A 23,918-nucleotide genomic window follows, 5' to 3' on the forward strand; every position below is an offset into this window, starting at 1 on the left:
CTCTTCTCAGAAAGTAAGACAGACCACACCCGAACCCGGGCGGCCGATCACCGAGCTAGTAGGCGTTCTTCGAGAGGAAGCCGCCCAGTGCAGTACGGATGAGAATCTTCAGGTCCATCAGCAGTGACCAGTTCTCGATGTAATACAGGTCGTACTCGATCCGCTTCTGGATGGAAGTCTGCCCCCGCAGGCCGTTGATCTGCGCCCAGCCGGTGATGCCGGCCTTCACCTTGTGGCGCAGATGGTAACGGGGGATCTGCCGCTTGAACTCCTCGATGAAGACGGGCCGCTCGGGGCGAGGGCCCACGAGGCTCATGTCACCCCACAGCACGTTGAAGAACTGGGGCAGCTCGTCCAGCGAGTACTTGCGAAGGAAGGTGCCGATGGGCGTGCGGCGCGGATCCTCCTTGCTGGCCATCTTCGCGCCGGTGCTCTCGGCGTCCACGCGCATGGTGCGGAACTTGAGGATGTGGAACGTCTCCCCGTCCATGCCCATGCGCTCCTGGGCGTAGAGGATGGGCCCGCGGCTGGTGAGCTTCACCGCGATGGCCACGGCCAGCATGACGGGCGCGCTCACGATGATGGCCACCAGCGAGAAGAGGATGTCGAAGACGCGCTTGGCCACCATGTTCCAGCCCGTCATCGGATCGCCCTGGAGGCTGATGATGGGCAGCCCGCCGAACTCCTCGAGCCCGCCGTACAGGGTGACGTACTGGTACAGGTCCGGCACCACCTTCACGTCCACCGTGCGCAGCGCGAGCTGCTCCATGAGTGGCTTGACGGCGGCCTGATCCTCCAGCGGCAGGGCGATGATGACCTGGTCCACCGGACGGGAGTCCAGCACGGCGTCCACGTCCTTCACGTGACCCAGCACCGGCACGCCCAGCACCCTCGGGCCCACCTTCTCGGGGCGCAGCGAGAGCACGCCCACCACGCGGAAGCCCAGCTCCTTGTGGCCCTCCACCGTCTCGATGACGCGCTGACCCAGCTCGCCCGCGCCGATGACCAGGATGGACTTGAGGTTGAAACCGCGCCGGCGCACCTCGTTGAGCACCGTGCGCAGCACCAGGCGCACCGTCGACACGCCGACGAACGCGTAGCCGGAGAAGAAGGCCAGCATCAGACGCGAGTAGCGCTCGCGCGTGAAGTACGTCAGCGCCACCACGATGAGCGTGGCCATGATGGTGGCCTTGAAGACCTCGAACACCTCGCCGATGTGCGTGCGCGCCCGGTTCGTCGCGTACAGCCGCGCCTGCCGGTAGGTGACCGGGAAGACGATGAGCACCGTCGCCAGCGACAGCAGCGTCTCCTCGAGGGGAGGCAATCCGTGGAGGACCGGGATGGGGCCCTCGAAGCGGGTGACATATGCGAGCGCGAACGCCAACGTCAGCATCACCACGTCGGCGGCGACCTTGATGGACGTGTAGAAGCGTTGGAACCGGCTGAACACGCGGGCCTCCTTCAGTGGCCTGCAAAACGCATGGCCGCGACCTGCAAACGTCGCACCCCGCCCCCACGGGCCATCCGGAATCGGACAGCCCACGCGGCCAGGGGGCTCCTAACACGAAAATCGCCCGGAATCCAAGGGGTTGCCCCCTCTTGGACCCCCCGGAGCGGGCCTCCGGAGCGAGGTCGCCCGCCCACGGAAGAGACACCCACCAGGACAGCGGTGTCAGGGAACAGCGGCCCGGACGGAGGGGCCGGACGAAGCACCCAGGAGCGTGTCCACCTCGGCCGTCACCGCGCGCAGGAAGGCGGCCCGGCTGAAGCGCTCGGCCTGGGCCCGGGCGTCCTCCGGACGGAAACCGGGCTCCCACTGCTCGAAGCGGCGCACCGCCTCCACCAGCGCCTCGGGCGTCTGCGCGTCGAAGAAGAGGCCGGTGCGAGGGCTGACCGTCTCCAGCGCCCCACCCCGCCCGTAGGCGATGACGGGGCGGCCACAGGCCTGGGCCTCGAGCGGGACGATTCCGAAATCCTCCTCGGGGGTGAAGATGAGCGCGCGCGCGTCGCGGTAGAGGCCGGCGAGCGCCTCGTCCGACACGGAGCCGAGGAAGCGGACGTTCCCGGGCAGCGGCCCCGAGGTGAGCCGGGCCGCTTCCTGGCCGGTGCCCACCACCCACAGCGGCGCGTCCAGGTGACGGAAGGCCTCCAGGGCGATGTCGAGCCGCTTGTAGGGCGCGAAAGCACCCAACCACAGGAAGTAGCCACCCTGGCCGAGCCCCTCCAACGGGTGCCGGCAGAAGCGCTCCAACGCCACCGGCGGGTACACCACGGAGGCGTCGCGGCCCCAGAAGCGCCGCACCTTGCCGGCGATGTGCTGGCTGTTGACGAGGATGCGATCCACCCCGGCGGTGCTCTCGCGATCCCACTTCTGGAGGTATGGCCGCACCGCGTGCGCCGCCACGCGCACCGGCAACGAGGCCCGCCCCGGCCCGAAGTAGTCGTCGAACAAGTCCCACATGTAGCGCATGGGCGCGTGCACGTACGCGAGGTGCTTCGCCCCGGGCGGCTTGCGGATGCCCTTGGCCACGCAGTGGCTGGAGGAGATGACGAGGCCATACCCCTCCAGGCGCATGGACTCGATGACCTTGGGGAGCACCGGGAGGAAGTGCCGGTAGAGCTTGTGGACGCGGGGAATGCGCTGGAGGACGGACGTGTGGATGGGCCGCGACTCGATGCGCGGATGCACGACGCCCGGGCGGTGGACGAGGGTGTGGATGTCCGCCTGAGGGAACAGCTCGCACAGTGCTTCGAGCACGTGCTCGCCGCCGCGCTGGGTAACGAGCCAATCGTGGACGAGGGCGACCTTCACGGGCGGGCCTTGTAGCACCGCTCGGCCCGGATGCCGACAACCGGGCAACCGAGCCCCCCACTCCGCCCGCGCGTGTGGTAGTGCCTGCTGCGTGGCGAGCGTCCTCATCGACCTGCGCATGGTCCGTGGCCGGCTGCACGGCATCGCGCGTTACGCGCTGGAGTTGGCGAACCGGCTGCCCGCGCTGGCACCGGACCTGAGCTTCAGCGGCCTCACGGCTCCCGAGGGACTCCCGGCGGGGCTCGGCGCCCTCTCCCCGCGCATCCCCCTGCACCGCTGCCCGGTGGGCTTCCTGTCTCCCTTGGAGCAGCCGGCACTCGCCGCCTCGCTCGCTCGACTGGCGCCCGACCTGTTCCACGCGACGTCCTTCTCCGTGCCCGCGCTCTGGCCCGGACGGATGGTGGCCACGCTCCACGACGCCAACCACCTGGTGCTGTCGGAGCAGTACGGCCCGGGCCGCCGCGCCTACTACAAGCTGATCGTCGGTCCCCGGGCGAAGACGGCCCGCGCGCTCATCACCGTGTCCGAGTTCTCCCGCGAGGAGCTGGCGCGGGAGCTCGGCCTGTCGCCCTACCGCCTCCAGGTGATTCCCAATGGCGTGGACGCGCGATACCAGCCGCAGACGGCCTCGGAGCTGAAGGACTTCCGCGAGCGCCGGGGACTGCCGCCGCGCTTCTTCCTCGCGGTGGGCAACACCAAGGCCTTCAAGAACCTCGGGATGTTGGCGGAGCTCGCACCGTCGCTGCCGGTGCCCCTCGTACTGCTGGCCGGCAAGGGCGCGGTGTGGGAGCTGGGCTTCCCGGACTCGACGATTGAAGTGTCCGAGCTGCCCGAGGACGACATGCCGCGCCTCTACGGGGCCGCGACCGCGTTGCTGTTCCCCTCACGGTACGAAGGCTTCGGCCTGCCTCCCCTGGAGGCCATGGCCTGCGGCACTCCGGCGGTGGTGGCGCGCACCTCCTCGCTGCCGGAGGTGGTGGGCGAGGCCGCGCTGCTGCTCCCACCGGATGACGCGAACGCCTGGCGGGAGACGGCGCTGAAGCTGCTGCGCGACGATGCCCTGCGCCATGAGCTCTCGGAGAAGGGCCGCGAGCGCGCCGCGCGCTTCAACTGGGACGACTGTGCACGGCGCACCCTGGCCACCTACCGCCGGGCGCTGGAGTCCCGCTGAGCGGGCTCCAATCCCCGACGAGCCGTCCGACTACTCGTTCGTCCCGAGAACGCCGTTGTCGTCGCGACCCCAGCTCCAGAGGGTGCCATCCTCGAGCACGGCGAAGGCGGAATTGTGGGTACCACTCGCGGACACGACACCCGAGAGGTAGGCAGCCGGAGTGCCGGACGGGGTGCAACTGCTCGCCACCCGCACCGCGGTGTTGGGGCCGTTGTTGACGGTGCTGCTGGTGGTGCAATTACCCAACTCGCCATACCCATTGGTGCTGCTCCAGCTCCAGAGCGAACCGTCCTGGGCCACGGCCAGGGCAACGGTGTCCCCCGCCGCGATGGACGTGATGGGCGAGGAGGTCGGGAGACCCGCCACCTGCCAGGTGGGAATGAAGCCACCCGTGCTCCACACGGTGCCATCGGTCTTCAGGGCCACGACGAAGCTCTCACCGGCGGCAATGGCCTTCGCGGGCGAGAGCTCCGGGATCTTCCTCGGAACCTTGAGCGGCTCCGAGATGATTCCGAGCTGCCTGTTGATGTTGACACCCCAGCCCCACACGTTTCCGTTGGAATCCAGGGCGTAGGTGTTATCGCCATTCGCGGCAATGGCCGTGATTGGCACGCCCCCGAACCCCGTCACATGCACAGGCGAATAATGAGTGGTGGTGGTCCCATCACCCAGGGCGCCACTGTAGTTATGGCCCCAGGTCAACACGCGACCATCGTTCGTCAAAGCCACCGAGTGGTTGATCCCAGCGGCAACAGCCTTCGCACCAGTGACCACGGGGTTCCCGCCCGACGCGCCATGGCCGAGTTGGCCCAGGATGTTGAAGCCAAAGGTATGCACCGAGCCATCGCCGAGCAGGACAATAGAGTGCCAATCGCCACCGTCGAAGTCTACTGCGGTGGAGAGGCCCGACGGCATCTCCGCCGGCACGCTGCGCGAGGTCGTGGTGCCATCGCCAAGCTGCCCATACGCATTGAAGCCCCAGCCCCAGCGCTTGGTGTCGCCGGTGATGGCAAAGACATTCGAAGTGCCAGCAAACACCTTCTCGACACCCGACAAGGCGGTGACCTGCATCGGAACGGAGCGCGAGAGCCCACGCTCGACCTGCCCCACGGCGGACGGAGACTGCTCGGTATTGCCCTCCTGGCCCCCACAACCCACCACCAGCGCGGACCCCAGCATCACACCCAGAAAGCCCCTGGCCGCTGAATTCATAGACATACGCATGTGTTTGATTCTCTCGTGTGTTCGTTCACCCGGGCCCGTTTCCCTCAAGCCCGAGTGAGGAGCTTCCTACCAAGCACCTCTGACATACGCTGTGAACCAATTCACACGAAACACTGACAAAGTTCGTCACCCCTCCAGCTAAATTTTGTCAGTCTTCAGCCAATTTTCGTCACCCTCCACCTGCATCAGGAGGGACTGGAAAATTCAGCCCAGGTCAGCCACAAGCAAGAAACAATATTTACAAGAAAAAATATAGATTACCGCGAAGAGCACCAGGAGGTGCCGGCGCGCCCAGGCAGGTGGCCGCCTACCCCGGAGTCCCGCTCGCCACGTCCTGCTCACCGGGCCGGGCACTCACGGGCAGGGTCCTCTCCAGCTCGTCCGGGTTGAGGCGGAACCAACGAGCCACGAGCAGGACCTCCTGCGCCTCGTGCGCGCGCAGGCCAATGGCCCTCGGCTCTGGCCGCTCGAAGATCTCGCCCACCCTCGCCTCCAGGACGAGTCGCTCCTGGGCGGTGCTCGGAACCGGGAGCTCCGCGCGCACGCTGCCCCGGCGCACGACATAGACGCGGTCCTCTCCACCATGGCCCGGCACGGTGTAGACGAAGGAGAGGCGCTCCACGAACTGGCCGATCCGCAGCAACTCGGCCTGCACGCGCGCCAGCGTCTCCGCCCGATCCCTCAGCTCGGCCGCGTACTCGAACTGGAGGCGCCGGGCCGCGACGCTCATCCGCTCGCGCAGCAGGGCGAGCGGTTGGTCCGTCACGCCATTCAGGAAGTCACGGGCCTGGGCGACTCGCGCCAGATACTCGGTACGCGTGCAACCCCCGGCGCACGGCGACAGACAGCGCCCGACCTGGCCGCGCATGCAACGCGGATCCTCCCGGAGACGGAAGAGCTCTATCTGATCCGCCAGCCGCATGGGCGTGTCCGAGGGGCAGTCGCGCAGCTCCAGAAGATCGCTCACCGCCCGCACCGCCCCGGTGGCCGCCTGTCGGCCCCGGATGGGACCGAAGTACTCGGCACCATCGTTGATGACGTGGCCCACGACCAGCAGCCGGGGCACGGCCTCGCGCGTCAGCTTGATGAAGCACAGCGAGCTGTCGCGCTTGTGCTCCACGTTGAAGAGGGGCCGCCAGCGTTTGATCAGCCGGAACTCCTCCAGCAGCGCGGCGAACTCGCTCGGGACGTAGTCCCACTCCACGCCGTGCGCGTGCCCGATGATCTCCGCCGCCTTCTCCCCACGCTGGGCCCGGAAGTAGGAGAGCAGCCGCGTGCGCACCTTCACCGACTTGCCCACGTAGAGCACCTCTCCCGAGGGTCCCCTCATGCGGTAGACCCCGGGACGGTTCTCGGCGCGGGCGCGGACGTCCTCGTGGAGTTGTTCGATCAGGCGTGCGCTCATGCGGCGAATACCCGGTGTGGAACAACACCGGGGATCGCCCAGGGTACAGCGCACACACGGCGAAAAGAGACAGCCGGCGGAGCGTGCGCCTCGTGCACGGCCGGAGAGCGCGCGGCGGAACGGGCGTTCAACGGGCCCCCCGTTGGGAGGCCCGGCTCCGCGCTCCGGCTTGGCTCGAGAGAACTACTGGCCCTGGCAGTCCGCCAGGTCGTACTTGAAGTCGCGGCGAGGCGTGTAACCCGGGTTCTGGTTGACGGCCGCCACGTTCAGCTCCTGGTAGGTGTACTCCGGGCCGCTGGTGAGCGGAAGCTGCGTGTTGCTGATCCGCGTGCTCCACAAGGCGACCTTGCCAATGGTGCCGTTGGACTCGAGCTTGTAGCAGGTCACGATGCGCGAGTCGGTCGTCGACACGCGGCACGAGGTGTACGTGCCGAGCACCTCGCGCTTCTCGTACTCGCAGCGGCAATCCCAGGGATCGTAATCCAGGGACACGAGCGCCGCCTCGTAGCCCGTGCTCGTCTTCACGAGCTCGAAGTGCGCGTACTCGTCCTGCGCCTGCTGGCAATACAGGAGGGTGTTGCTGTCGAGCGCCGCGGCCTTCTTCGCGACCGCCACGGGCTCCGGCGCACGCTGGGACGTGGGCGGCAGGTTCTCGGTGGGTTGCTGCGTCGTCTCGGAGCTGCAGCCGAGGTTCACGACGGCACACGCCGCCGCCATCACCACGGAGGTACGCCAGGAGTTCTTCACGAGCATTCCTTTCCAGGAATCAGGGTTGAGGAATGCCTTTGTCACAAAAGTCCTCCTGGGGACAACGTATAATTTTGTGACATTACTGTTCATCCCCCTCCCGTCAGGGCACGCGGGTGAACCGGCGTACGGTCTCGACGAGCGAGGCCAGCTCGAAGGGTTTGCGCAAGGCCGCGGTCACAGCCGGATGCGTCTCCGCCAGGATGCTGATGGCCACGACCGGCACATCGTGGAGGGTCGGGTCGGAACGCAGCCGCTCGAGAAACGCCCAGCCGTGCATCCGCGGCATGATGAAGTCGAGCAGCACCAGCGCGGGTCTTTGCCCCTTCGACAACCACGCGAGCGCGCTGTCTCCATCGGTCGTGCTCACCACCTGGCACCCCGCATCCGCCAGCGCGGCTTCGATGACCTCGCGCAGATCGCTCTCGTCCTCGACCAGGAGAATGACAAGGGGGTTGGCCGCCATAGGCGGCCGTGCATAGGCCAGCGGGCCGGGTAGCAACAGGGAACATCTGCCGGTTCGTACCGGCATTCCCTCGGGACTCAGCGCTCCTCGAACATGGCCTGGAGGACACGCCAGGCGAGCTGGACCTCCCGTCCGGAGCGGTGGGAGAGGAAGTCGCAGATCTCCGCGACCTGATCGTTGCGATCTCGCTCGAATCCCTGGAACAGCGTCTTCAACGACACATTGAGGCCACCCGCCAACTTCCCCAGCGTCTCCAGGGAGGGCGAGAAGGATCCGCGCTCGATGCGCCGGATGGCATCGACCGACAGTTCGCTGCGCTCGGCGAGCTTCTCCTGGGTGAGTCTCCGCGCGGTCCTCAGGCGACGCATGTGGTCGCCGAACTGCAGGTGCAAACGCCCCCCTCCAGCCAGCCTGTTCTTCTCGTTCTCCATCACCAGGATAATTGGGGGGGCCCCGCGCGCTGTGAAGTGCGCATGTTCTGGGCTTGACCTTGCATTTGCTCTGGGGTCGCCAGAGGCCGCACGTGTCACGAAGCGGACCGCTTGTTCTCGGGTACAGGAGGCCCGGCGAACCCCGCGCCGAGGATCAGCACGAAGGCCTGCGAGGCCTGTGTGTGGAAGAGCGGATCGTGCAGCAACGACAACAGGCAGAAGAACACGAGCGCCCCGAGCGCCCCCAGCCCCTCGGGCCGGGTCCTCGGCAGGCGCCGCGCGAGCCAGCCCAGCAACACCACGAACAGGAGGGCCCCCGGGACACCTGTCTCGGCGGCCATGCTGAGAAACTGGTTGTGCGACTTGCCCGGGTGCTCACGCGCCTGCTCGGGCATGTCGGGAGTGGCGTAGAGGCGTGCCTGGAATCGCCCCGGGCCCACGCCCGTGACGGGGCTCTGGCGCAGCGCGCACAGGCCCGTCTCCAGCAGCGCCGCCCGGCTCCCCGAGCCCTGCTGGGTGGTGCTGTTGAGGAAGCGCTCGCGCAGGGGCCTGTTGAGGGTCAGCGTGAGCACGGCCAGTCCCAGCACCGCGGCGCAGGCCGGGAGGGCCACGCGCCTCGGCAGGCCGAGCAGCACCACCAACCCCATCACTCCCACGAGGGCCACGCTGGCCGCTCGCGCGTAGGGGAAGAGGCCCACGGAGACGAGCCCCACCGCCGCCACGCACAACGCCGCCGTCCGTCGCCGCCCCTCCAGGAGCAACCCCATGCCCAGGGCGAAGGCCACGATCATGCCGCCGATGTGCGAGAACTTCAGCCGGTGGAACAGCAGGCCTCCGGCCATGAAGCGGTTCTCCGTGCCGGGAACGAGCTCATAGACGCGATCGAACGGAAGGCGCGTCCACGCGAACGGAGCCCAGGCCTCGGGCCCGGGCCACACGCCGAAGTGCTGCAGCCCCGCCACCGCGCACGACACGAGGAACACCCCGCCCAGCACCCACGCCAGGCGCACCCTGCGCGCGTCCGACAGCTGGCCGAGCGCCACCGCCGCCACGGGGATGCCCACGAAGTCCAGCAGGCGAGCCACGCCCGTGCCGCTCGGCGGATGGCCCGACAGCGTCGGTACCAGCAGGGCCCACGCGAGGAAGGCCACCAGGGGGGCCCAGGCGCGCAGCGCTCCGCGCACCGTGACGCCTCTCCGCCAGGCCGCCCCCAGTGCCCCCAGCGCGCAACCCGCGAACCCCACCGCCGCGAGCCCCTCCAGGAACAAGCACCCCACGCCCCACAGGGCCAGACACACCAGCAACCCGCGCTCGAGCACCCCGGCGCGAACGGTCACGCCCCGCTCCTCCCCAGCAGGCCCTCACCACGCAGCCACAACACGGTCGCGGCCACCACCAGCAGCATGGCCGGGAGCCACGCGGCCACCACGGGCGACATGCGTTCGGAGAGCGCCAGCGTCCGGGCCACCACGATCAGGCTCCACATCGTCACGGAGATGAGCAACCCCTCGACGATGGCCACCGTCAGGTGTCCCTTGCGTCCCGGGCGCAGCGCCAGCCCCACCGCCAGCATCGCCGCGGGGAAGCCCGCCAGCGGGTAGGCGAAGCGGTTGTGCAGCGTGAGCGAGAACTGCCGTGTACTCAGCCCCACCTCTCCGCGCGCGATGATCTGCTCACGCAACACCGGCACCCGCATCTGTTCGGGCCGCCCAGGGCGGATGCGGAAGATCTGGGGAGTGGCTCCCAGGTCGTACTCGGCCTCCTCCAGCTCTCGCACCTGGGACTGGCCGTCCTTCGTGAAGGAGCGCTCCACCACGCCCTCGAGCTTCCAGCGCGTGCCCTCCACCGGGAGCATGCGCTTCGCGTCCAGGCGACGCGCCAGCCGGAACTCCGGGGTGACGGTGAGGATCGCCACCTGTTCGAAGCCCTCCTGCGCGCTGCCTCCGCGCAGGTAGAAGATGTGGTCACCCTTGCGGAACCACTGCTTGGGGTTGTGATACAGGCCCCAGTCACCCCAACGGTTGAAGCGCTGGATGGAGATCTCCTCCACGCGCTGGGCCGCCTTGACGACGACCCACTCGTCGAAGGCCACGAGCCCCACGCACGCCACCGCCACGCACAACGCCACCGGCAGGTAGAGGGCGTTGGGTCCGAAGGTGAGGGACTGCATCGCCGTCACCTCGCCGCGCTTGCGCAGGGAGGACACCGAGGCCCCCGCCGCCAGGAGCAGCGCCGCCGGCCCGAGCTGCTGCGTGGCCACCAACGCCTTGTTGGCGTACAGCAGCATCACGTTCCACACCCAGCCCTCGCCGGTGTAGTTGCGCGCCCGGTCCACGAAGTCCACCACCAGGAACACCGTGAGCACGGCGGCGAGGATGCCCACCGAGAACACGATGTACGTGCGGGCCACGTACCGGAAGAGCGTCCCGTTCACCGCACCGTCCCCGAGCGGCTGACGCGGTACATGGCCACCAGGCCCGCCACGCAGAAGACGATGTTGGCCAGCTGGCCCGCCAACAGCACCGGCATCTTCCCCTGCTGGCCCATCTGCTCGAAGAAGCGCATGAGCAGGTAGAAGAGCACGTAGCCGCCCAGCGTGAACAGGTAGCCCCACGCGCGCCCGCCCTGCCTGCGCCCGATGGCCAGCGGCGTGCCCAGCAGCGCGAAGGACAACGGCGCGAGCGCGTGGCCCACCCGGTTGTGCAGCGACATCAGGAAGGGCCGGGGATCTCCCCCGGTGCGCTGGGCCTCGTCGGCCGCCTGCAGCAGCTCGCTCGGCGTGAGCTCCTCCTTCGGCGAGCGGAAGCGGTTGCGCCGCCCCATGGAGCCCTCCACGCCCACGGCGATGTCCCCCTGCTGGAAGGTGACGACCGAGTAGGACGCGGCGCTCGGGTCCGCCCGGTGTGCCTCGCCATCGCCCAGCTCCAGCGTCAGCACCTGCCCGACGGTGTTCGTGTTCACCCGGCCGTTGCGCGCGAGCATGAGCAGGGCCGAGGACGGCTCGCGATCGTCATGCAAGAGCACGTTCGTCCACCGGTGCTCCTCGTCGTCCACCGTCTCCGCGTAGAGGGTGAGGTTGGAGAGATCCTCGTAGAATACGCCCGACTTCACGTCGCCCACGACGTTCTTCTTGATGATCTCCGCGACGAACTCCTTCACGCTGGTGAGCCCCCAGGGCTCGGCGGTGGAGGTGAGCAGGAGCATCAACCCCGCGAGCACCGCGCCGATGGCCAACGGCCCCGCGAGCAGCTGCACGGGACCGATGCCGAGCGCCTGCAGCGCGGTGATCTCGCGATCCTCCGACAGCCGGCCCAGACCCAGGAGGATGGCCAGCAGGAAGGCGATGGGCAGCGCCATCATCAGGAAGTGCGGCGCCAGATAGAACATGAGCTGCCCGAGATCCTCCAGCGTCACCGCGGACCCGAGGATCACATCCGTGCCCCGCAGGAACTGCATGACGAAGAGCAGGATGAACAGGAACACCACCCACACCACCAGGGGGATGACCAGTTCCTTCAGGAGGTAACGGGAGAGCAGCTTCACGGCGTCACGGCTGGCGCCCGCAGACCCTTGGCGCCGATGTCCCGGCGGAAATGCATGCCTTCGAAACGCAGGTGGGCCACGGCGGCGTATGCCTGGGCGCGGGCCTGCGCCAGATCCGCGCCACGCGCGCACACGGTGAGCACCCGGCCACCGGCCGTGAGCCACCCATCCCCCTTGTCCTCCACACCCGCGACGAACACCGGGCAATCGGCCGGCACCGCGTCGACCCCCTCGATGCGATCACCCCGCATCGGTGCCTCCGGGTAGCCGTGCGCGGCGAGCACCACGCCCACCGAGGCTCCGGGGTGGACCGAGAGCGGGCGGGACTCCAGCCGACCCCGCGCACACGCGTCCAGCAGCGGAAGCACGTCCTCCGCCAGCTGCATCATCAACACCTGCGTCTCGGGATCTCCGAAACGCGCGTTGAACTCGAGCACCCTGGGTCCACTGCGCGTCAGCATCAGCCCCGCATACAGCGCACCCCGGAAGGGGATTCCCCGCCGCCGCAGCGTCGCCAACGTCGGGGCGATCACCTGCTCGCCCACCTCGGCGAGCTGCGCGGGGGACAGGAAGGGCGCCGGTGCGTACGCGCCCATACCGCCGGTGTTGGGTCCGGTGTCGCCCTCCCCCACCCGCTTGTGGTCCTGCGCCGGCGGGAGCAGCGCGTAGCGCTCACCGTCGCACAGGGCGATGACGGAGACCTCCTCGCCCTCCAGCAGCTCCTCCAACACCATCCGCTGGCCCGCGACGCCCATGGCGCCCACCGCGCGCACCGCCTCGCGAGCGGCCCGCGTGTCCTGCGCCACGATGACGCCCTTGCCCGCGGCCAGCCCGTCCGCCTTGACGACGATGCGGCCCTGGCTCACCGCGTAGGCCTCGGCCTCGGCCACGTCGGTGAACACCCGGAAACCCGCGGTGGGCACGCCCGCCTCGTCCATGATCTCCTTGGCGAAGGCCTTGGAGCCCTCGATGCGCGCGGCCCCCGCCACCGGCCCGAAGCACGGAATGCCCGCCGCGACGACCGCGTCCGCCACGCCCGCCACCAGCGGGGCCTCGGGGCCCACCACCACCAGGTCCACCTGCTCCTTCCGGGCGAGCGCCACCACCGCGTCGGGCGAATCCGCCTGGAGCGGCACGTTGGTGCCCACGCGAGCGGTGCCCGGATTGCCCGGGCCCACCAACAGCTTCGTCAACCGGGGGCTCTGGGACAGCTTCCACGCGAGCGCGTGTTCCCGCGCACCGGAGCCGAGGAGAAGGACCTTCACGTCAACCTCGTTTGTCGAGCAGGTAGAGGACGCGCTTGGCGGGCAGGTACGAGGGATCGAGCCCCAGGAGCCTGACCAACGGTCCGCGGACCACGTCGCGGCTGGAGGATCCGGACTCCAGCTCGGCCAGCCGCACCACCGCCGAGTAGAGCTTGGGAGCGAGTGTCACCGCCTCGCGCAGCGAGCGCTTGGCCAGCTCCGCCTGTTTGGTCTCGGCCAGCACCAGTCCCTGGGCGAGATGGGCGATGGCCACCTGACGCCCACCCGCCACCGCACGAACGGCATGGCCCTTCGCCGCGTTCATGTCCTTGCGGCCCAGAGCGATGAAGGCGCGGTAGGCGAACGAGGGAGCGTTGGTGGAGTCGATGTCGATCACCTTCTTGAACAGCTTCTCCGCCGCGGCGCCGTCACCCTGGTGGAAGCGCAGGAGCCCCTCGTAGAGGAGGGCCAGGAGGTCGCCGTTCCCCCGGGCGATCGCCACGATGGAGCCCTCGAGTCCCTCGAGCAGCTCTCCGGGGCGCATGTAGAAGGAGGTGACGACCGGCCGTGGGGCGAGCCGCATCGGATCCGCCTGGAGCGCCTGGGCGAGCACGCGGAAGGCCTCGTCCCGGCGCCCGTCCTGGGCGGCGGAGACACCGGCCATCAGCAGGGCATCCGTCCGGCGTGGATCGATCCGCGCGGCCTCCAGGAAGAGCGCCATCGCCTCGGCGGGCTTGCGCTCGAGCAGCCGCAGCCGGCCCTCGAGCATCTTCTCCAGCGCCGGCTCGTCGAGGTGGCCCTCGAGGGCGGCCAGGTGCTCGGCCGCCGCCGCCGCGTCCTTGCGTGTCACGGACACCAGGAAGAGCTGCAGGTGCGCCGCCGGATTGTTCTTCATCAACCGCAGGGACTCGCGAGCCGCCCTGGCCGCCGGCTCCAGGTTCCTGGCCAGCCGCTCCGCGGTTGCCACGTGCAGCAACAGGTCCGCCACCTCGCGCTCGTCGTACTTGTCGCGGTTGCGCATCAGGCCGCGCAGGGCTCCCAGCCCACCGGACACGCCGCCCTCCACCTGGTAGCGCATCACCGCGATCGCCAGGAGCGCCTGGAAGTCCCCCGGCGAGCTCTTGAGACGCGACGCATAGAGCTGACGCGCCTGATCCACCTCGCCCACCTCCATGAGGATGCGAGCCAGGGTGGTGCGGGTCTCCCAGTGATCGGGATCCTGCTCGAGCCGCTTGTGCAACCGATCGAGCGCCAGCGCGTAGTCACCCGCCGTCTCGTCCGCCAGCGCGCGGTAGTAGTGCACGCGATGGAGATCCGAGGCGATCGCCAGCGCCGACTCGAAGTGCTCGTTGGCCAGTTCCCGGGACGACGTCAGGAAGACACGGCCCAGCACCAGGTGGGCCTCGGCCTTGTGGGCCGCGGTGCCCTCCTTCGTGTTGGCCAGCACCTCCTCGGCGAGCTGGCGCGCCTGGTCCACGTTCTCCGAGACATTGGAGCGAGCAAGCAGCAGGTTCGCGTGAGCCACCAGCAGGTCCGGACCGCGGCTGGCCCGGCTCTCGGCGGCCTCGATGAGTGCACGTGCCTCCTGGAAGGTCGAGTCGTCCATCCGCGAGCCAGAGCCGAGCGCGAGCGCCTGGACATAGCCGCTGATGGCCGCGTCACTTTTCGGATCCAACAGCAACGCCCGCTGGAAGGACTCCATCGCCTCCGAGTAGGAGAGGCGCTGATCCTTGGCGAGCAGCGTCTGCCCCTGCTCGAGCAGTTGCTTGCTGTCACCCTTGCCGGCGTCCATGAACATGAGCTGCCAGCGAGGCAGCACGGCCTCCACCGCGGGAGGGAGCGCGGCCGCCTCGGACTTGTTCGACGACGTCGACGACGCCCCTCCACCCCCCGCCGTCTGGCCCACCAACTCCTTCACCTGGGGAACGAAGAAGTACGCGGCCCCGCCACCACCGGCGAGCAGCAGCACCACCAGGGCCGCCATCAGGACACCCCGGCCACCTCCGCTGGACGCGGACACGGCCACGCCGTTGCGCTGGACCCCACCGGGACGCACCGCGCTGCGAGGCTCGGCCGCCAGCACGGGCGCGGCCGGGACGGACCTCGGCTCGGGCGGCAGCGACGTGACCGCTCCACCGCCCGACATCGGCGAATCCAGCGGCGGCAGATCGATGACCTCCACGGACCGGCTCTCGGGCGCGGGAGCGGGCGTGGGCTTCTGGACGCGCTGCCGGCACTCCTCGCACGCGCCGAGCGCCTGGTCGAACGGATCCACCAACGACTTGCCGCACTCACGGCACGTCTTCGGCGTCGCGGCGGGAGCCCTCGCGGGAACGGGAGCGGGAGCCGGAGCGGCCACCGGCACGGCGGCCCTGATGGGCGCGGCGGGAGGAGGCTCTGGCTGCGAGGTCGGTGCTCCAAAGAAGTCGAGAAGCGGATCGTTCTCCGGCGCCGGAGCCGCCGTGGCCGCCGGAGCAAACGCCGGAGCCGCCGCGGGCGGTGGCGCGCTGAAACCAGGAGGCGCGTTGAAGTCGAAGATCCCGTCGTCGGCCGGCTCCGGGAACGCCGGGGCGGCCACCGGTGCGGCGGGACTGGGCTGCGGCACGGGTGCGACCGGCCTGGGTGGGGCGGGAGCCGGCGCGGGCGGCGGTGCGCTGAATCCAGGAGGCGCGTTGAAGTCGAACAGCGCGTCGTCGGACGGCTCGGGGAACGCCGGTGCGGCGGGCTGGGGCTGCGGCGCGGGCTCGACCGGCCTGGCCTGCACGGGCGCGGCGGGCCTGGGCTGTGGCTCGGGCGGCGGAGCGGCGATCTCGTCGAACAGCAGATCTCCCGACGGAATCGAATAGGACGGGGTCGCCGGATTGGACGTGGCGCCGATGTCGAGCGTCGGATTGGACGGAGACGACTGGGTGAGCTCGGAGAGATCTCCGAACAGCGAGTCCTTCGACGGCGGCGGCGAGGACGGAGCGGGCGACGCGCCAATCGACGACAGGTCGTTCAGCAGCGAATCCGAGGGGGAGTCGTTGGGGTCCGGCGCTGGCTCGAGATCTCCGAGGTCTCCGAAGAGCTCGTCGGACAGGGAAGCGGACGGAGTCGCCGGTCTCGCGGCGGAGGCGGGACCGGGCTTCGCCCCGACGGCGGGTTTCGGTGCGGCGGCGGGCTTGGGCGCGGCAGCGGGCTTCGCCGCGACAGCGGGCTTGGGCGCGGGAAACTCCTCGCGCTTCACCAATTGCAGGTGACGGCAGCGTGGGCACTGCGCACGCACGCCCTTGGGCGTGATGACCCGATCATCGATGGCGTAGGCCGCCGCACATTTTTGGCAGGTGATCCGCATGGCTCAGTGCCGGAAGTGTCGCACTCCCGTGAGCACCATGGCCATTCCATGTTCATCGGCTGCGGCGATGATCTCTGAGTCGCGGACCGAGCCGCCAGGCTGCACCACGCAGGTGGCCCCCGCCCGGGCGGCCTCGTCGAGCCCATCCCTGAAGGGGAAGAAGGCATCCGAGGCCACGGCGCTCCCCTTGAGGGCCTCGCCACCCCGGGCCGCGGCGATCTTCACCGAGTCCACCCGGCTCGTCTGCCCTCCTCCGGCGGCCAGCAACCTGGAACCATTGGAGAACACGATGGCGTTGCTCTTCACGTGCTTGCATACCCGCCAGGCGAAGCGCAGAGCCCTCTCCTCCTCGGGGGTGGGAGCCCGCTTGCTGACGACCTTCCAGTCGAGCGGCGGCTCGACCGAGTCCTTGTCCTGGAGCACCAGGCCGCCTGACACGCTCCGGGCCTCCAGCTGGGCCCTCGGGCGAGCAGCCGACGAGGCCAGCGCGGGGCCCGCCTCCAACAGGCGCAGATTCTTCTTGGCCGACAACACCTGCTGGGCCTCGGCCGAGTAGGACGGGGCGATGACCGCCTCGAGGAACGTCTCCGCCAGCGCCTCGGCACAGGCGCGATCCACCTCGCGGTTGAGCGCCACGATGCCGCCGAACGCGGACACCTCGTCGATGGCGCGCGCGGTGCGGTAGGCCGTCACCAGCGACTCGTCCAACGCCACGCCGCAGGGCGTGTTGTGCTTGATGATGACCGCGCAGGGCTGCTCGGGGAACTCCAGCACCAGGCCCAGCGCCGCATCCAGGTCCAGGATGTTGTTGTAGGAGAGCTCCTTGCCCTGGAGCACGCGCGAGAAGGCCACCGTGGGCTCATCGGGCGCGGAGTGCTCGCGGTAGAAGGCGCCGCGCTGGTGCGGGTTCTCGCCGTAGCGCAGGCCCTGCACCCGCTGGAACGTGAGCGACAGCTCATGGGGGAACGGCTCGCCCGCCTCCTTCGACAGCCAGCCCGCGATGGAGGCGTCATAGGCCGCGGTGTGCGCGAAGGCCTTGCGCATCAGCCGCCGGCGCGTCTCCTCGCTCGTGGCACGGGACCGCTCCAGCTCGAGCAGCACGGACTCGTAGTCGTCCGGGTCCACCACCACCGTCACGTGGCGGAAGTTCTTCGCCGAGGCGCGCACCATGGCCGGCCCGCCGATGTCGATCTGCTCGATGACCTCGGCCTCGAGGGCACCGGAGGCCACCGTCTGACGAAAGGGGTAGAGGTTGACGGCCACCAGGGAGATGGGGGTGATGCCGTGGGCGGCCATCTCCGCCTGGTCCCCCTCCACGTCCGGCCGTCCGAGGATGCCGCCGTGGATGCGGGGGTGGAGCGTCTTCACCCGGCCCCCGAGGATCTCCGGACTCTGGGTATAATCGGAGACCTTCTTCGCGGGGACACCCGCCACCTGGAGCGCGGCGAGCGTGCCTCCGGTGGAGAGCAGCTCGAAGCCGAGCCGGACGAGCCCTTGTGCGAAGGGGACCAGACCGCGTTTATCGGAAACGCTGAGGAGAGCCAGCACGGGTATGCACGCCTCTGTCTGTAGGAGAGGCGGCCCGTGTAGCAACCACCCCCCTGGGTGTCAACGAAGCATGCAACCCGTGTGCGCTGGAGGATTCAGGCCCGATTCTCAGGGCTTGCGAGCGGAGACCGGGGGCTCGGCCTCGGTGGCCTCGCGCAGCTTCAGCAGGCCGCGTGTCTCCACCTGACGGATGCGCTCACGGGTGAGGTTCATGATGGCGCCCACCTCCTCGAGCGTGATGCCGCCCTTCTCCGCCACGTCCAGGGCGCAGGTGTGCTCCAGCTCCCAGATTTCCTTGTCCGGGAAGTTGAGCTTGATGGAGCCCGTCTCCGGGTTCACATCCAGGTAGAGGTTGTGCTTGCAGGACACGAACAGGCACGGACGGGGACCGTTCACACAGTCCGCCCGCGTCTTCGGACGCTGCGAGTCGACGGCAGTGAGGAGGTCGGCCTCCTCCGGGTCGATCTGACCCGTCAGACGACGGCGGCGCAGGTCGCGCGCCATCTCCTTCCGCGACATCGTCTTCGAGCGACGGCGCTCCGCCCCACCGTCCGCCTCCGCGGGCGCCTCCTCCTCCGGCCGCTGCTGCTTCACTTCAGACATGTCCTGACCCCTCCAACGAAGATTCCACTCTACCCGGTCCCCCGCCCTTCTTCATCCTATTGCGACTGGAGCTTTCCGTCTCGGTGCGCGGAGACCGCGCTGCCCAACCGGGATACGTCCCGGACCAGGTCCCGAGCCCTGGACTTCAAGGAGGCCAGCTCCGCCTCCAATGTGCGCCGGTAATCACTCCCGAAGGCGCGCTCCCCCAGCTGATCCTGAAAACCCTCGAACACCTCGGAGAGATCCCGCTCGAGCTGATCGATGTGGTTCTTGTGGAAGAGGAAGGAGCGCTTGATGTCCTCCAGGGTGAGACCTTCCGCCATCATTTTTTTGATGGCGTTGATCCGTCGAACTGATTCCACCGGGTACAGCCCCCGGCTTCCCTGGTGCTTTCCCTTGCGCCCCACCCGACGGCTACGGGGCAGCAGGCCCACCTGGACGTACTTGCGGAACGTGGCCTCGGAGAGCTGAACGCCCCGGGGCCGGAAGATCTCGAGGATCTGCCGCGCGGGCAGACCCCCAGCGAAGTCGCGTTCGATTCGCTCGAGCTCCTCGGGTTCCAGCAACCGCATCCCTTCCATTGAATATATGGTACTGAGTAGAGGCCATTGAATGCCAGATGCGTTCCGAACCTGTCAAGAAAAGGCTGTAGCAGCCGGTAGCACTGTCCGTGGGCGCACGAATGAGGGGCGCGCGCCAGGGCGGCGGCGCGCGGAGGGGCTACGGACGTGGGAAGGGAACGGCGGGCGCCGGAGACGCGCTCGAGGCGCGCCCGTCAACGGCGCCAGGACTCATGAGGTGCTACTTCTTGCGCGCGTCGAACTTCCGCTCCACCGAGGCATTGGGGGTGATGACGACGTTGGAGGTCGAAGTGGCGCCCGAGGGGTGCTGGAAGGTGACCTTGTAGCTGCCCGGCGGAAGCGAGTAGCGCGCGATGCCCTGCACCTCGCGGGGCTTCTGTCCCGAGACGAGCACGGTCGCGAACGGAATGGCACGCACGACGAGGGTCCCCCGGGCCTCGGCCTTGGCGGCGGGCTCGGGCCGCGGAGCGGCTGGTGGGGGCTCGGACCCGGTGGTCGGCGGCGTCACGGCGGCCATGGCGCCGGCGTCCGGTACGTCGGCACCGGCATCGGGTGAGTCCGAGGCGGCAGGCTCGGGGATGAGCCGCGCCTCGGCGCTCTCGGGCTTCGCCTCGGCGGCCGTGGGCTGCGCGTCGGGCACGACAGCGGCCGTCGTGGGCGGAGCGTCGGGAGCCGGCTCCTTCGTTGGCAGCACCAGGGCCGCGGCTCCTCCGATGAGGACCAACCCGGCCACGCCCGCGCCCACCCAGAGACCCTTGCCCCCACGCTTCGCCCCGGCGGGTGCCGGGTCGACGGCGGCGGAGGGCATCACCGGAGCCACCTGCTCGGGAACGGGCATGGGCGCCGACGAGGAGCCGACAGCAGGCATGGGACGGGAGTCCCTCGAGACCGGAGTCACGAGCGCGGGGCGCGAGTCCCTGCCTCCCGGCGTCGAGGGCAGCGGCAGGGTGGAGCGCGGGGGAAGCGGCTCGGACGGAGTCACCTTCTTCTCCTCGTCCCCTTCCCTGTCGCGAGACAGCACCAGGGTGGACGCCGAGACCAGGGAGTCCTCGGTCGCGTCGGTGCGCACCGGCTCATTCCGCCCGGAGGACGGGCCGGACCCGGGCAGGACCGCGGTGGACTGGCGGGCGGGCGCGGGGGGCTCCGCCACCAGCACCGGGGAAGGTGCCTCTCCCGTCCGGGTGCGCGCGCGCGTCCCCGAGCTCGTCCCCGCCACCAGCGTGCTGCCAGAGCGGCTGCGAGAGCGATCCTGCAGCGCGGCCGGAGCCGGGATGAACTGGGTGAGGGGCACGTCGAGGAGCCGCCGCACGAAGGTGCCCACGTCCGTGTCGTCCACGCTGGTCGCACGGTGCAGCACACACTGGGCGAGCGCGCGCTCCAGCTCGCCGGCCGACTGGTAGCGGGCGTCCGGATCTCGCTCGAGCGCGATGGACACCACCTCGTCCAGGTCCTCCGGCACGTCCGGGTTGAGGCGGGCCGGAGACGCGATGACGCTCTCCTGCACCGCCCGGAGGATGGCGACCTCCGAGTCCCCGTCGAAAAGCCGGCCTCCGGTGAGCATCTCCCAGAGCACCACGCCGAGCGCGAAGACGTCCGTGCGCGCGTCCACCGCCTCGCCCCGCGCCTGCTCCGGGGACATGTACGCGAACTTGCCCTTGAGCACGCCCGGCTGCGTCAGCTTGTTGCCCGCCTTGGCGATGCCGAAGTCTGTGAGCTTCACCGCTCCGTCGAAGGACAGCAGCACGTTGTGCGGGGTGACGTCGCGGTGCACCAGGTGCAGCGACTCCCCGTCCGGGGATTTGGCCCGGTGCGCGTAATGCAATCCGGCCGCGACCTGCGCGCCGATGTGCGCCACCAGCACCGGCGGCATGCCGATGCCCTTCTCGCGGCAGCGCTTGCGCAGATCCCACAGCGAGCAGCCGCGCACGTACTCCATGGCCAGGTAGTACGAGTCCTCGTGCTTGTCGAAGTCGAAGATCTGCACCACGTTGGCGTGGTTGAGCCGCGAGGCCAGCCGCGCCTCCGCGATGAACATCTGCACGAAGCCCTCGTCGTCCGACAGGAACGAGCGCACGCGCTTGATGACGACTTCCTTCTCGAAACCCTCGGGGCCCATGGCGGTGGCCAGATAGATTTCGGCCATGCCTCCCTCGGCGAGCTTGCGCTTGACGACGTACTTGCCGATGGGGGTGCCTGCTTCGAGTGTCACGGCGGAGATCCTGGCGAACGGGCTAGAACTTCACGACCACGCGGGTGTGACTGTTGGGCTTCACCTCGACCCGCTGGGTGCGTGTCCCCAACTCCGGGTTCGAGAACCTGCATTCATACACCCCGGCGACGAGCTGGACGTCCTGCAGCGGAGTACTCCCCAGGTCGCGCCCACCGCAGGATACATTCGCCCAAGGGGTGACCGCGAAGCGCACCGTGCCCCGGCGCGTCTCCGGCGGGGCCGGGCGCTCCACCGTGGCCGTGGCGGGCCTCGCGGGCTCCGGCCTGGGCTCTTCCCTGCGAGGCTCGGGCAGCGGCTCGAGCACCAGGGACTCCTCCTGCGCCGGCCCCTGCCCCACCGTCACCTTCCGGGTGAGCGGCTGGTGGCGCGGGGCCTCCGCCCGCACGTTCAGCTCCTGCCCGGGAGTCGCCGACACCACCACCGGCGCCTTGTCGTACGGCCTGCCATCCACCGTGAGGGTGGCCTGCGCGGGCTTCGCCGTCAGGGTGACCTGGACCTGGAGGGGCTCCGGTCGCGCGGGCGCTGGCGGGGCGGGCTCGGGCGCGGTCGGCTCTGTCGCGGTCGCGCGCCTCGGGGCCGGCTCGGAGCGCAGGGCCAACCACCCGCCGAACATCAGACCCACCAGGATGCCCGCACCGATTCCCAGCAGGGCACGCCGGTTCAACCGCCGCGTGGGGGGCACCGCGGGAGAGGGCACAGAGGGCGGAGGCACCGCGGGCGGAGGCACCACCACCGTCGGCTGCCGCTCCCGGCTCGGCCTCGCCACGAGCTTCTCCGTGGACTGCGCGGGCGGCTCCTCCCGCGGCTCGGCGGCGGGGGCCCGGCGGATGTCCACGGTGAGCCTCGGCTCCGGCTCCTGGCGCTCGGTGGAGACAATGCGCGGCTCGCTCCGGGAGGGCCGGCCTGGCGTGCGCGGCGACGTGCGCGGCCCCGAGGCGCCCGTGTCCACCTGGCGCGGGGAGGCCATCGTCTCGGCGGCGGACTTCTCGAACGCCGCCCTCACACCACCGGAGGGAGAGAGGACCTCGACCTCCTCCACGAGCACGTCACCCAGCCGGGCCTCCTCGGCCAGCCGCGCGGCGTAGAGGTCCTTCATGAAGGCCGCCACGTGCGCCGTGGACGCGGGCAGCTGGTGGGCCACCAACCAGTCCTCCAGCGCGAGTTGCAGCTGCAGCGCCTCCGCGTACCGATCATCCGGATCGCGCGCCAGCGCCTTCATGACGATGGCGTCCAGATCCTTCGGCACGCGCGGGTTGATCTGCGAGGGCGGCTGGATGCGGCACTCGGCCACCGCCTGCAGCGTGGCCATGTCGTTGAGACGCTTGAAGAGCCGCATCCCGGTGAGCAGCTCGTACAGCACCACGCCCAGGGCGAAGATGTCCGAGCGGCAGTCCAGCTTCTTCTGCCCGGACGCCTGCTCCGGCGACATGTACGAGTACTTGCCCTTGAGCACCCCCGAGCGCGTCTCGCTGGCCTGGTCCGCCGCCTTGGCGATACCGAAGTCCACCACCTTCACCCGCCCCTCGAACGTCAGGAGGATGTTCTGCGGGGAGATGTCCCGGTGGACGATGTTCAGCGGCTTGCCGTTGGAATCCACCTTCTTGTGCGCATGGTCCAGGCCCGCACAGGCCTCGATCAGGATGCGGCACACCAGCGGGACCGGAATGAGCTGACCGCTGCGCTCCGCGCGCTTCCACACGCGCCGCAGGTCCTCGCCGTGGATGTACTCCATGGCGATGAAGTAGCTGTCGTCCTGCGCCCCCAGATCGTAGATGTCGACGATGTTGGGGTGATCCAACCGGGCGGCGATGCGCGCCTCGGCCAGGAACATCCGGACGAACTCCGCGTTCTCCGCCAGGTGCGGAAGGATGCGCTTGATGACCACCAGCTTCTCGAAGCCCTCGGGGCCCCGCTGGCGCGCGAGGTAGATCTGCGCCATGCCGCCCATCGCGAGCCGCTTGAGGAGCTGGTATTTGCCGTAGTTCTCGATCGACACGGTGCGACATGCCCCCAGCTCCACGGCAGGGAGGCCGTGGATGGAGACACCCGGGCGCGGAAGGCCCCGAGCGTAAGCGCCCCAGCCGGGAGGGTCAAACCTCCCGTCGCACTCTTCCACTCCTACCCCCCACGACGGGCCGGTGCCCGGACCTGCCGGGTCTCCCGCATGAGGGCCTCCAGTTCGTCCAGGTGCCGCTGCAACACCGGCATCAGCAGGGGCGCGGCATCCACCCGGTCGAACAGATCCAACACCCGGTCCACCTTGCGCTCGATCTCCTCGGCCCGGGCCGGGGTGATGCGGCGCAGGAGCAGATCCACCCCCGCCTCCATGAGCACGCGGGCCACCGCGTCGCGGGAGACCAACGGCTCGTCCTGCCGACGCTGCCCGCCCCCCTTGATGACCCTCAGGCCGCCAGGCGAGCGGGCGGGCGAGGACGCGCGACCGGTGAGTGGACGCTCGGAGATGGAGTTGTCGTCGTGCTGTTGAGAGCTCACCGTCGCCTCCTGCTGCGGGGACGACCCCAGGGTACTCAGCATGGGGTGCCCTCCAATTTTCCGGTCAACCGCACAGGCCGGAGCAG

At 69.4% G+C, this 23,918-nt stretch carries 19 protein-coding genes; 1 reads left to right on the top strand and 18 read right to left on the bottom strand.

Features of this window, described 5'->3' with window-relative positions:
- Positions 1 to 55: 55 nt before the first annotated feature.
- On the bottom strand, positions 56 to 1,450 hold the full coding sequence (locus tag JQX13_RS48425; protein WP_203406163.1) for an undecaprenyl-phosphate glucose phosphotransferase: 1,395 nt from the start codon (positions 1,448 to 1,450) through the stop codon (positions 56 to 58).
- Between the two features lie 222 nt (positions 1,451 to 1,672).
- The gene (locus tag JQX13_RS48430; RefSeq protein WP_203406164.1) at positions 1,673 to 2,812 is read right to left on the bottom strand and encodes a glycosyltransferase; all 1,140 of its coding nucleotides are present in this window, start codon (positions 2,810 to 2,812) and stop codon (positions 1,673 to 1,675) included.
- 118 nt (positions 2,813 to 2,930) lie between these two features.
- Between JQX13_RS48430 and JQX13_RS48435 the strand changes: the two genes are divergently transcribed.
- Positions 2,931 to 3,983, top strand: a complete 1,053-nt coding sequence (locus tag JQX13_RS48435) for a glycosyltransferase family 4 protein (RefSeq protein ID WP_203412554.1) — start codon at positions 2,931 to 2,933, stop codon at positions 3,981 to 3,983.
- A 30-nt stretch (positions 3,984 to 4,013) separates the two neighbouring features.
- On the opposite strand, the gene JQX13_RS48440 is transcribed toward JQX13_RS48435, so the two are convergent.
- The 16 genes from JQX13_RS48440 to JQX13_RS48515 form a co-directional block, all read right to left on the bottom strand.
- Positions 4,014 to 5,162 carry an RCC1 domain-containing protein gene (locus JQX13_RS48440; protein WP_239015511.1) on the bottom strand — a complete coding sequence of 383 codons (1,149 nt, stop codon included), beginning with the start codon at positions 5,160 to 5,162 and terminating at the stop codon, positions 4,014 to 4,016.
- Positions 5,163 to 5,514: 352 nt separating this feature from the next.
- Positions 5,515 to 6,612 carry a nuclease gene (locus JQX13_RS48445; RefSeq protein WP_203406166.1) on the bottom strand — a complete coding sequence of 366 codons (1,098 nt, stop codon included), beginning with the start codon at positions 6,610 to 6,612 and terminating at the stop codon, positions 5,515 to 5,517.
- A 183-nt stretch (positions 6,613 to 6,795) separates the two neighbouring features.
- The gene (locus tag JQX13_RS48450; RefSeq protein WP_203406167.1) at positions 6,796 to 7,359 is read right to left on the bottom strand and encodes a hypothetical protein; all 564 of its coding nucleotides are present in this window, start codon (positions 7,357 to 7,359) and stop codon (positions 6,796 to 6,798) included.
- A 103-nt stretch (positions 7,360 to 7,462) separates the two neighbouring features.
- Complete coding sequence (locus JQX13_RS48455; protein WP_203406168.1) at positions 7,463 to 7,825, bottom strand: response regulator; 363 nt, start codon at positions 7,823 to 7,825, stop codon at positions 7,463 to 7,465.
- Between the two features lie 77 nt (positions 7,826 to 7,902).
- Positions 7,903 to 8,193 carry a helix-turn-helix domain-containing protein gene (locus JQX13_RS48460; RefSeq protein WP_343211051.1) on the bottom strand — a complete coding sequence of 97 codons (291 nt, stop codon included), beginning with the start codon at positions 8,191 to 8,193 and terminating at the stop codon, positions 7,903 to 7,905.
- A 158-nt stretch (positions 8,194 to 8,351) separates the two neighbouring features.
- Positions 8,352 to 9,593, bottom strand: coding sequence for an O-antigen ligase family protein (locus JQX13_RS48465; RefSeq protein ID WP_203406170.1), 1,242 nt, complete (start codon positions 9,591 to 9,593; stop codon positions 8,352 to 8,354).
- Complete coding sequence (locus JQX13_RS48470; protein ID WP_203406171.1) at positions 9,590 to 10,690, bottom strand: LptF/LptG family permease; 1,101 nt, start codon at positions 10,688 to 10,690, stop codon at positions 9,590 to 9,592. Before JQX13_RS48470 ends, JQX13_RS48465 begins: the two co-directional genes overlap by 4 nt.
- On the bottom strand, positions 10,687 to 11,799 hold the full coding sequence (locus JQX13_RS48475) for an LptF/LptG family permease (RefSeq protein ID WP_203406172.1): 1,113 nt from the start codon (positions 11,797 to 11,799) through the stop codon (positions 10,687 to 10,689). The genes JQX13_RS48470 and JQX13_RS48475 overlap by 4 nt, the downstream gene beginning before the upstream one ends.
- Positions 11,796 to 13,064 (bottom strand): phosphoribosylamine--glycine ligase, encoded by a 1,269-nt coding sequence (gene purD / locus JQX13_RS48480; protein WP_203406173.1) that lies wholly within the window; start codon positions 13,062 to 13,064, stop codon positions 11,796 to 11,798. Before purD ends, JQX13_RS48475 begins: the two co-directional genes overlap by 4 nt.
- 1 nt (position 13,065) lies before the next feature.
- Entirely contained in the window at positions 13,066 to 16,377 is a 3,312-nt protein-coding gene (locus tag JQX13_RS48485; protein WP_203406174.1) for a tetratricopeptide repeat protein, read from the bottom strand.
- A gap of 3 nt (positions 16,378 to 16,380) precedes the next feature.
- A complete protein-coding gene (gene purH, locus JQX13_RS48490; protein WP_430384130.1) occupies positions 16,381 to 17,925 on the bottom strand; it encodes a bifunctional phosphoribosylaminoimidazolecarboxamide formyltransferase/IMP cyclohydrolase in 1,545 nt (514 codons plus the stop codon).
- 108 nt (positions 17,926 to 18,033) lie between these two features.
- Complete coding sequence (locus tag JQX13_RS48495) at positions 18,034 to 18,528, bottom strand: sigma factor-like helix-turn-helix DNA-binding protein (RefSeq protein WP_203406175.1); 495 nt, start codon at positions 18,526 to 18,528, stop codon at positions 18,034 to 18,036.
- Positions 18,529 to 18,584: 56 nt separating this feature from the next.
- On the bottom strand, positions 18,585 to 19,109 hold the full coding sequence (locus JQX13_RS48500) for a MerR family transcriptional regulator (protein WP_203406176.1): 525 nt from the start codon (positions 19,107 to 19,109) through the stop codon (positions 18,585 to 18,587).
- 220 nt (positions 19,110 to 19,329) lie between these two features.
- On the bottom strand, positions 19,330 to 21,318 hold the full coding sequence (locus JQX13_RS48505) for a serine/threonine-protein kinase (RefSeq protein WP_203406177.1): 1,989 nt from the start codon (positions 21,316 to 21,318) through the stop codon (positions 19,330 to 19,332).
- Positions 21,319 to 21,340: 22 nt separating this feature from the next.
- Entirely contained in the window at positions 21,341 to 23,335 is a 1,995-nt protein-coding gene (locus tag JQX13_RS48510) for a serine/threonine protein kinase (protein WP_203406178.1), read from the bottom strand.
- A 122-nt stretch (positions 23,336 to 23,457) separates the two neighbouring features.
- The gene (locus JQX13_RS48515; protein WP_239014317.1) at positions 23,458 to 23,874 is read right to left on the bottom strand and encodes a hypothetical protein; all 417 of its coding nucleotides are present in this window, start codon (positions 23,872 to 23,874) and stop codon (positions 23,458 to 23,460) included.
- Positions 23,875 to 23,918: the final 44 nt, after the last annotated feature.

The sequence above is a fragment of the Archangium violaceum genome, from assembly GCF_016859125.1.
GTDB classification, from domain to species: Bacteria; Myxococcota; Myxococcia; order Myxococcales; family Myxococcaceae; genus Archangium; species Archangium violaceum_A.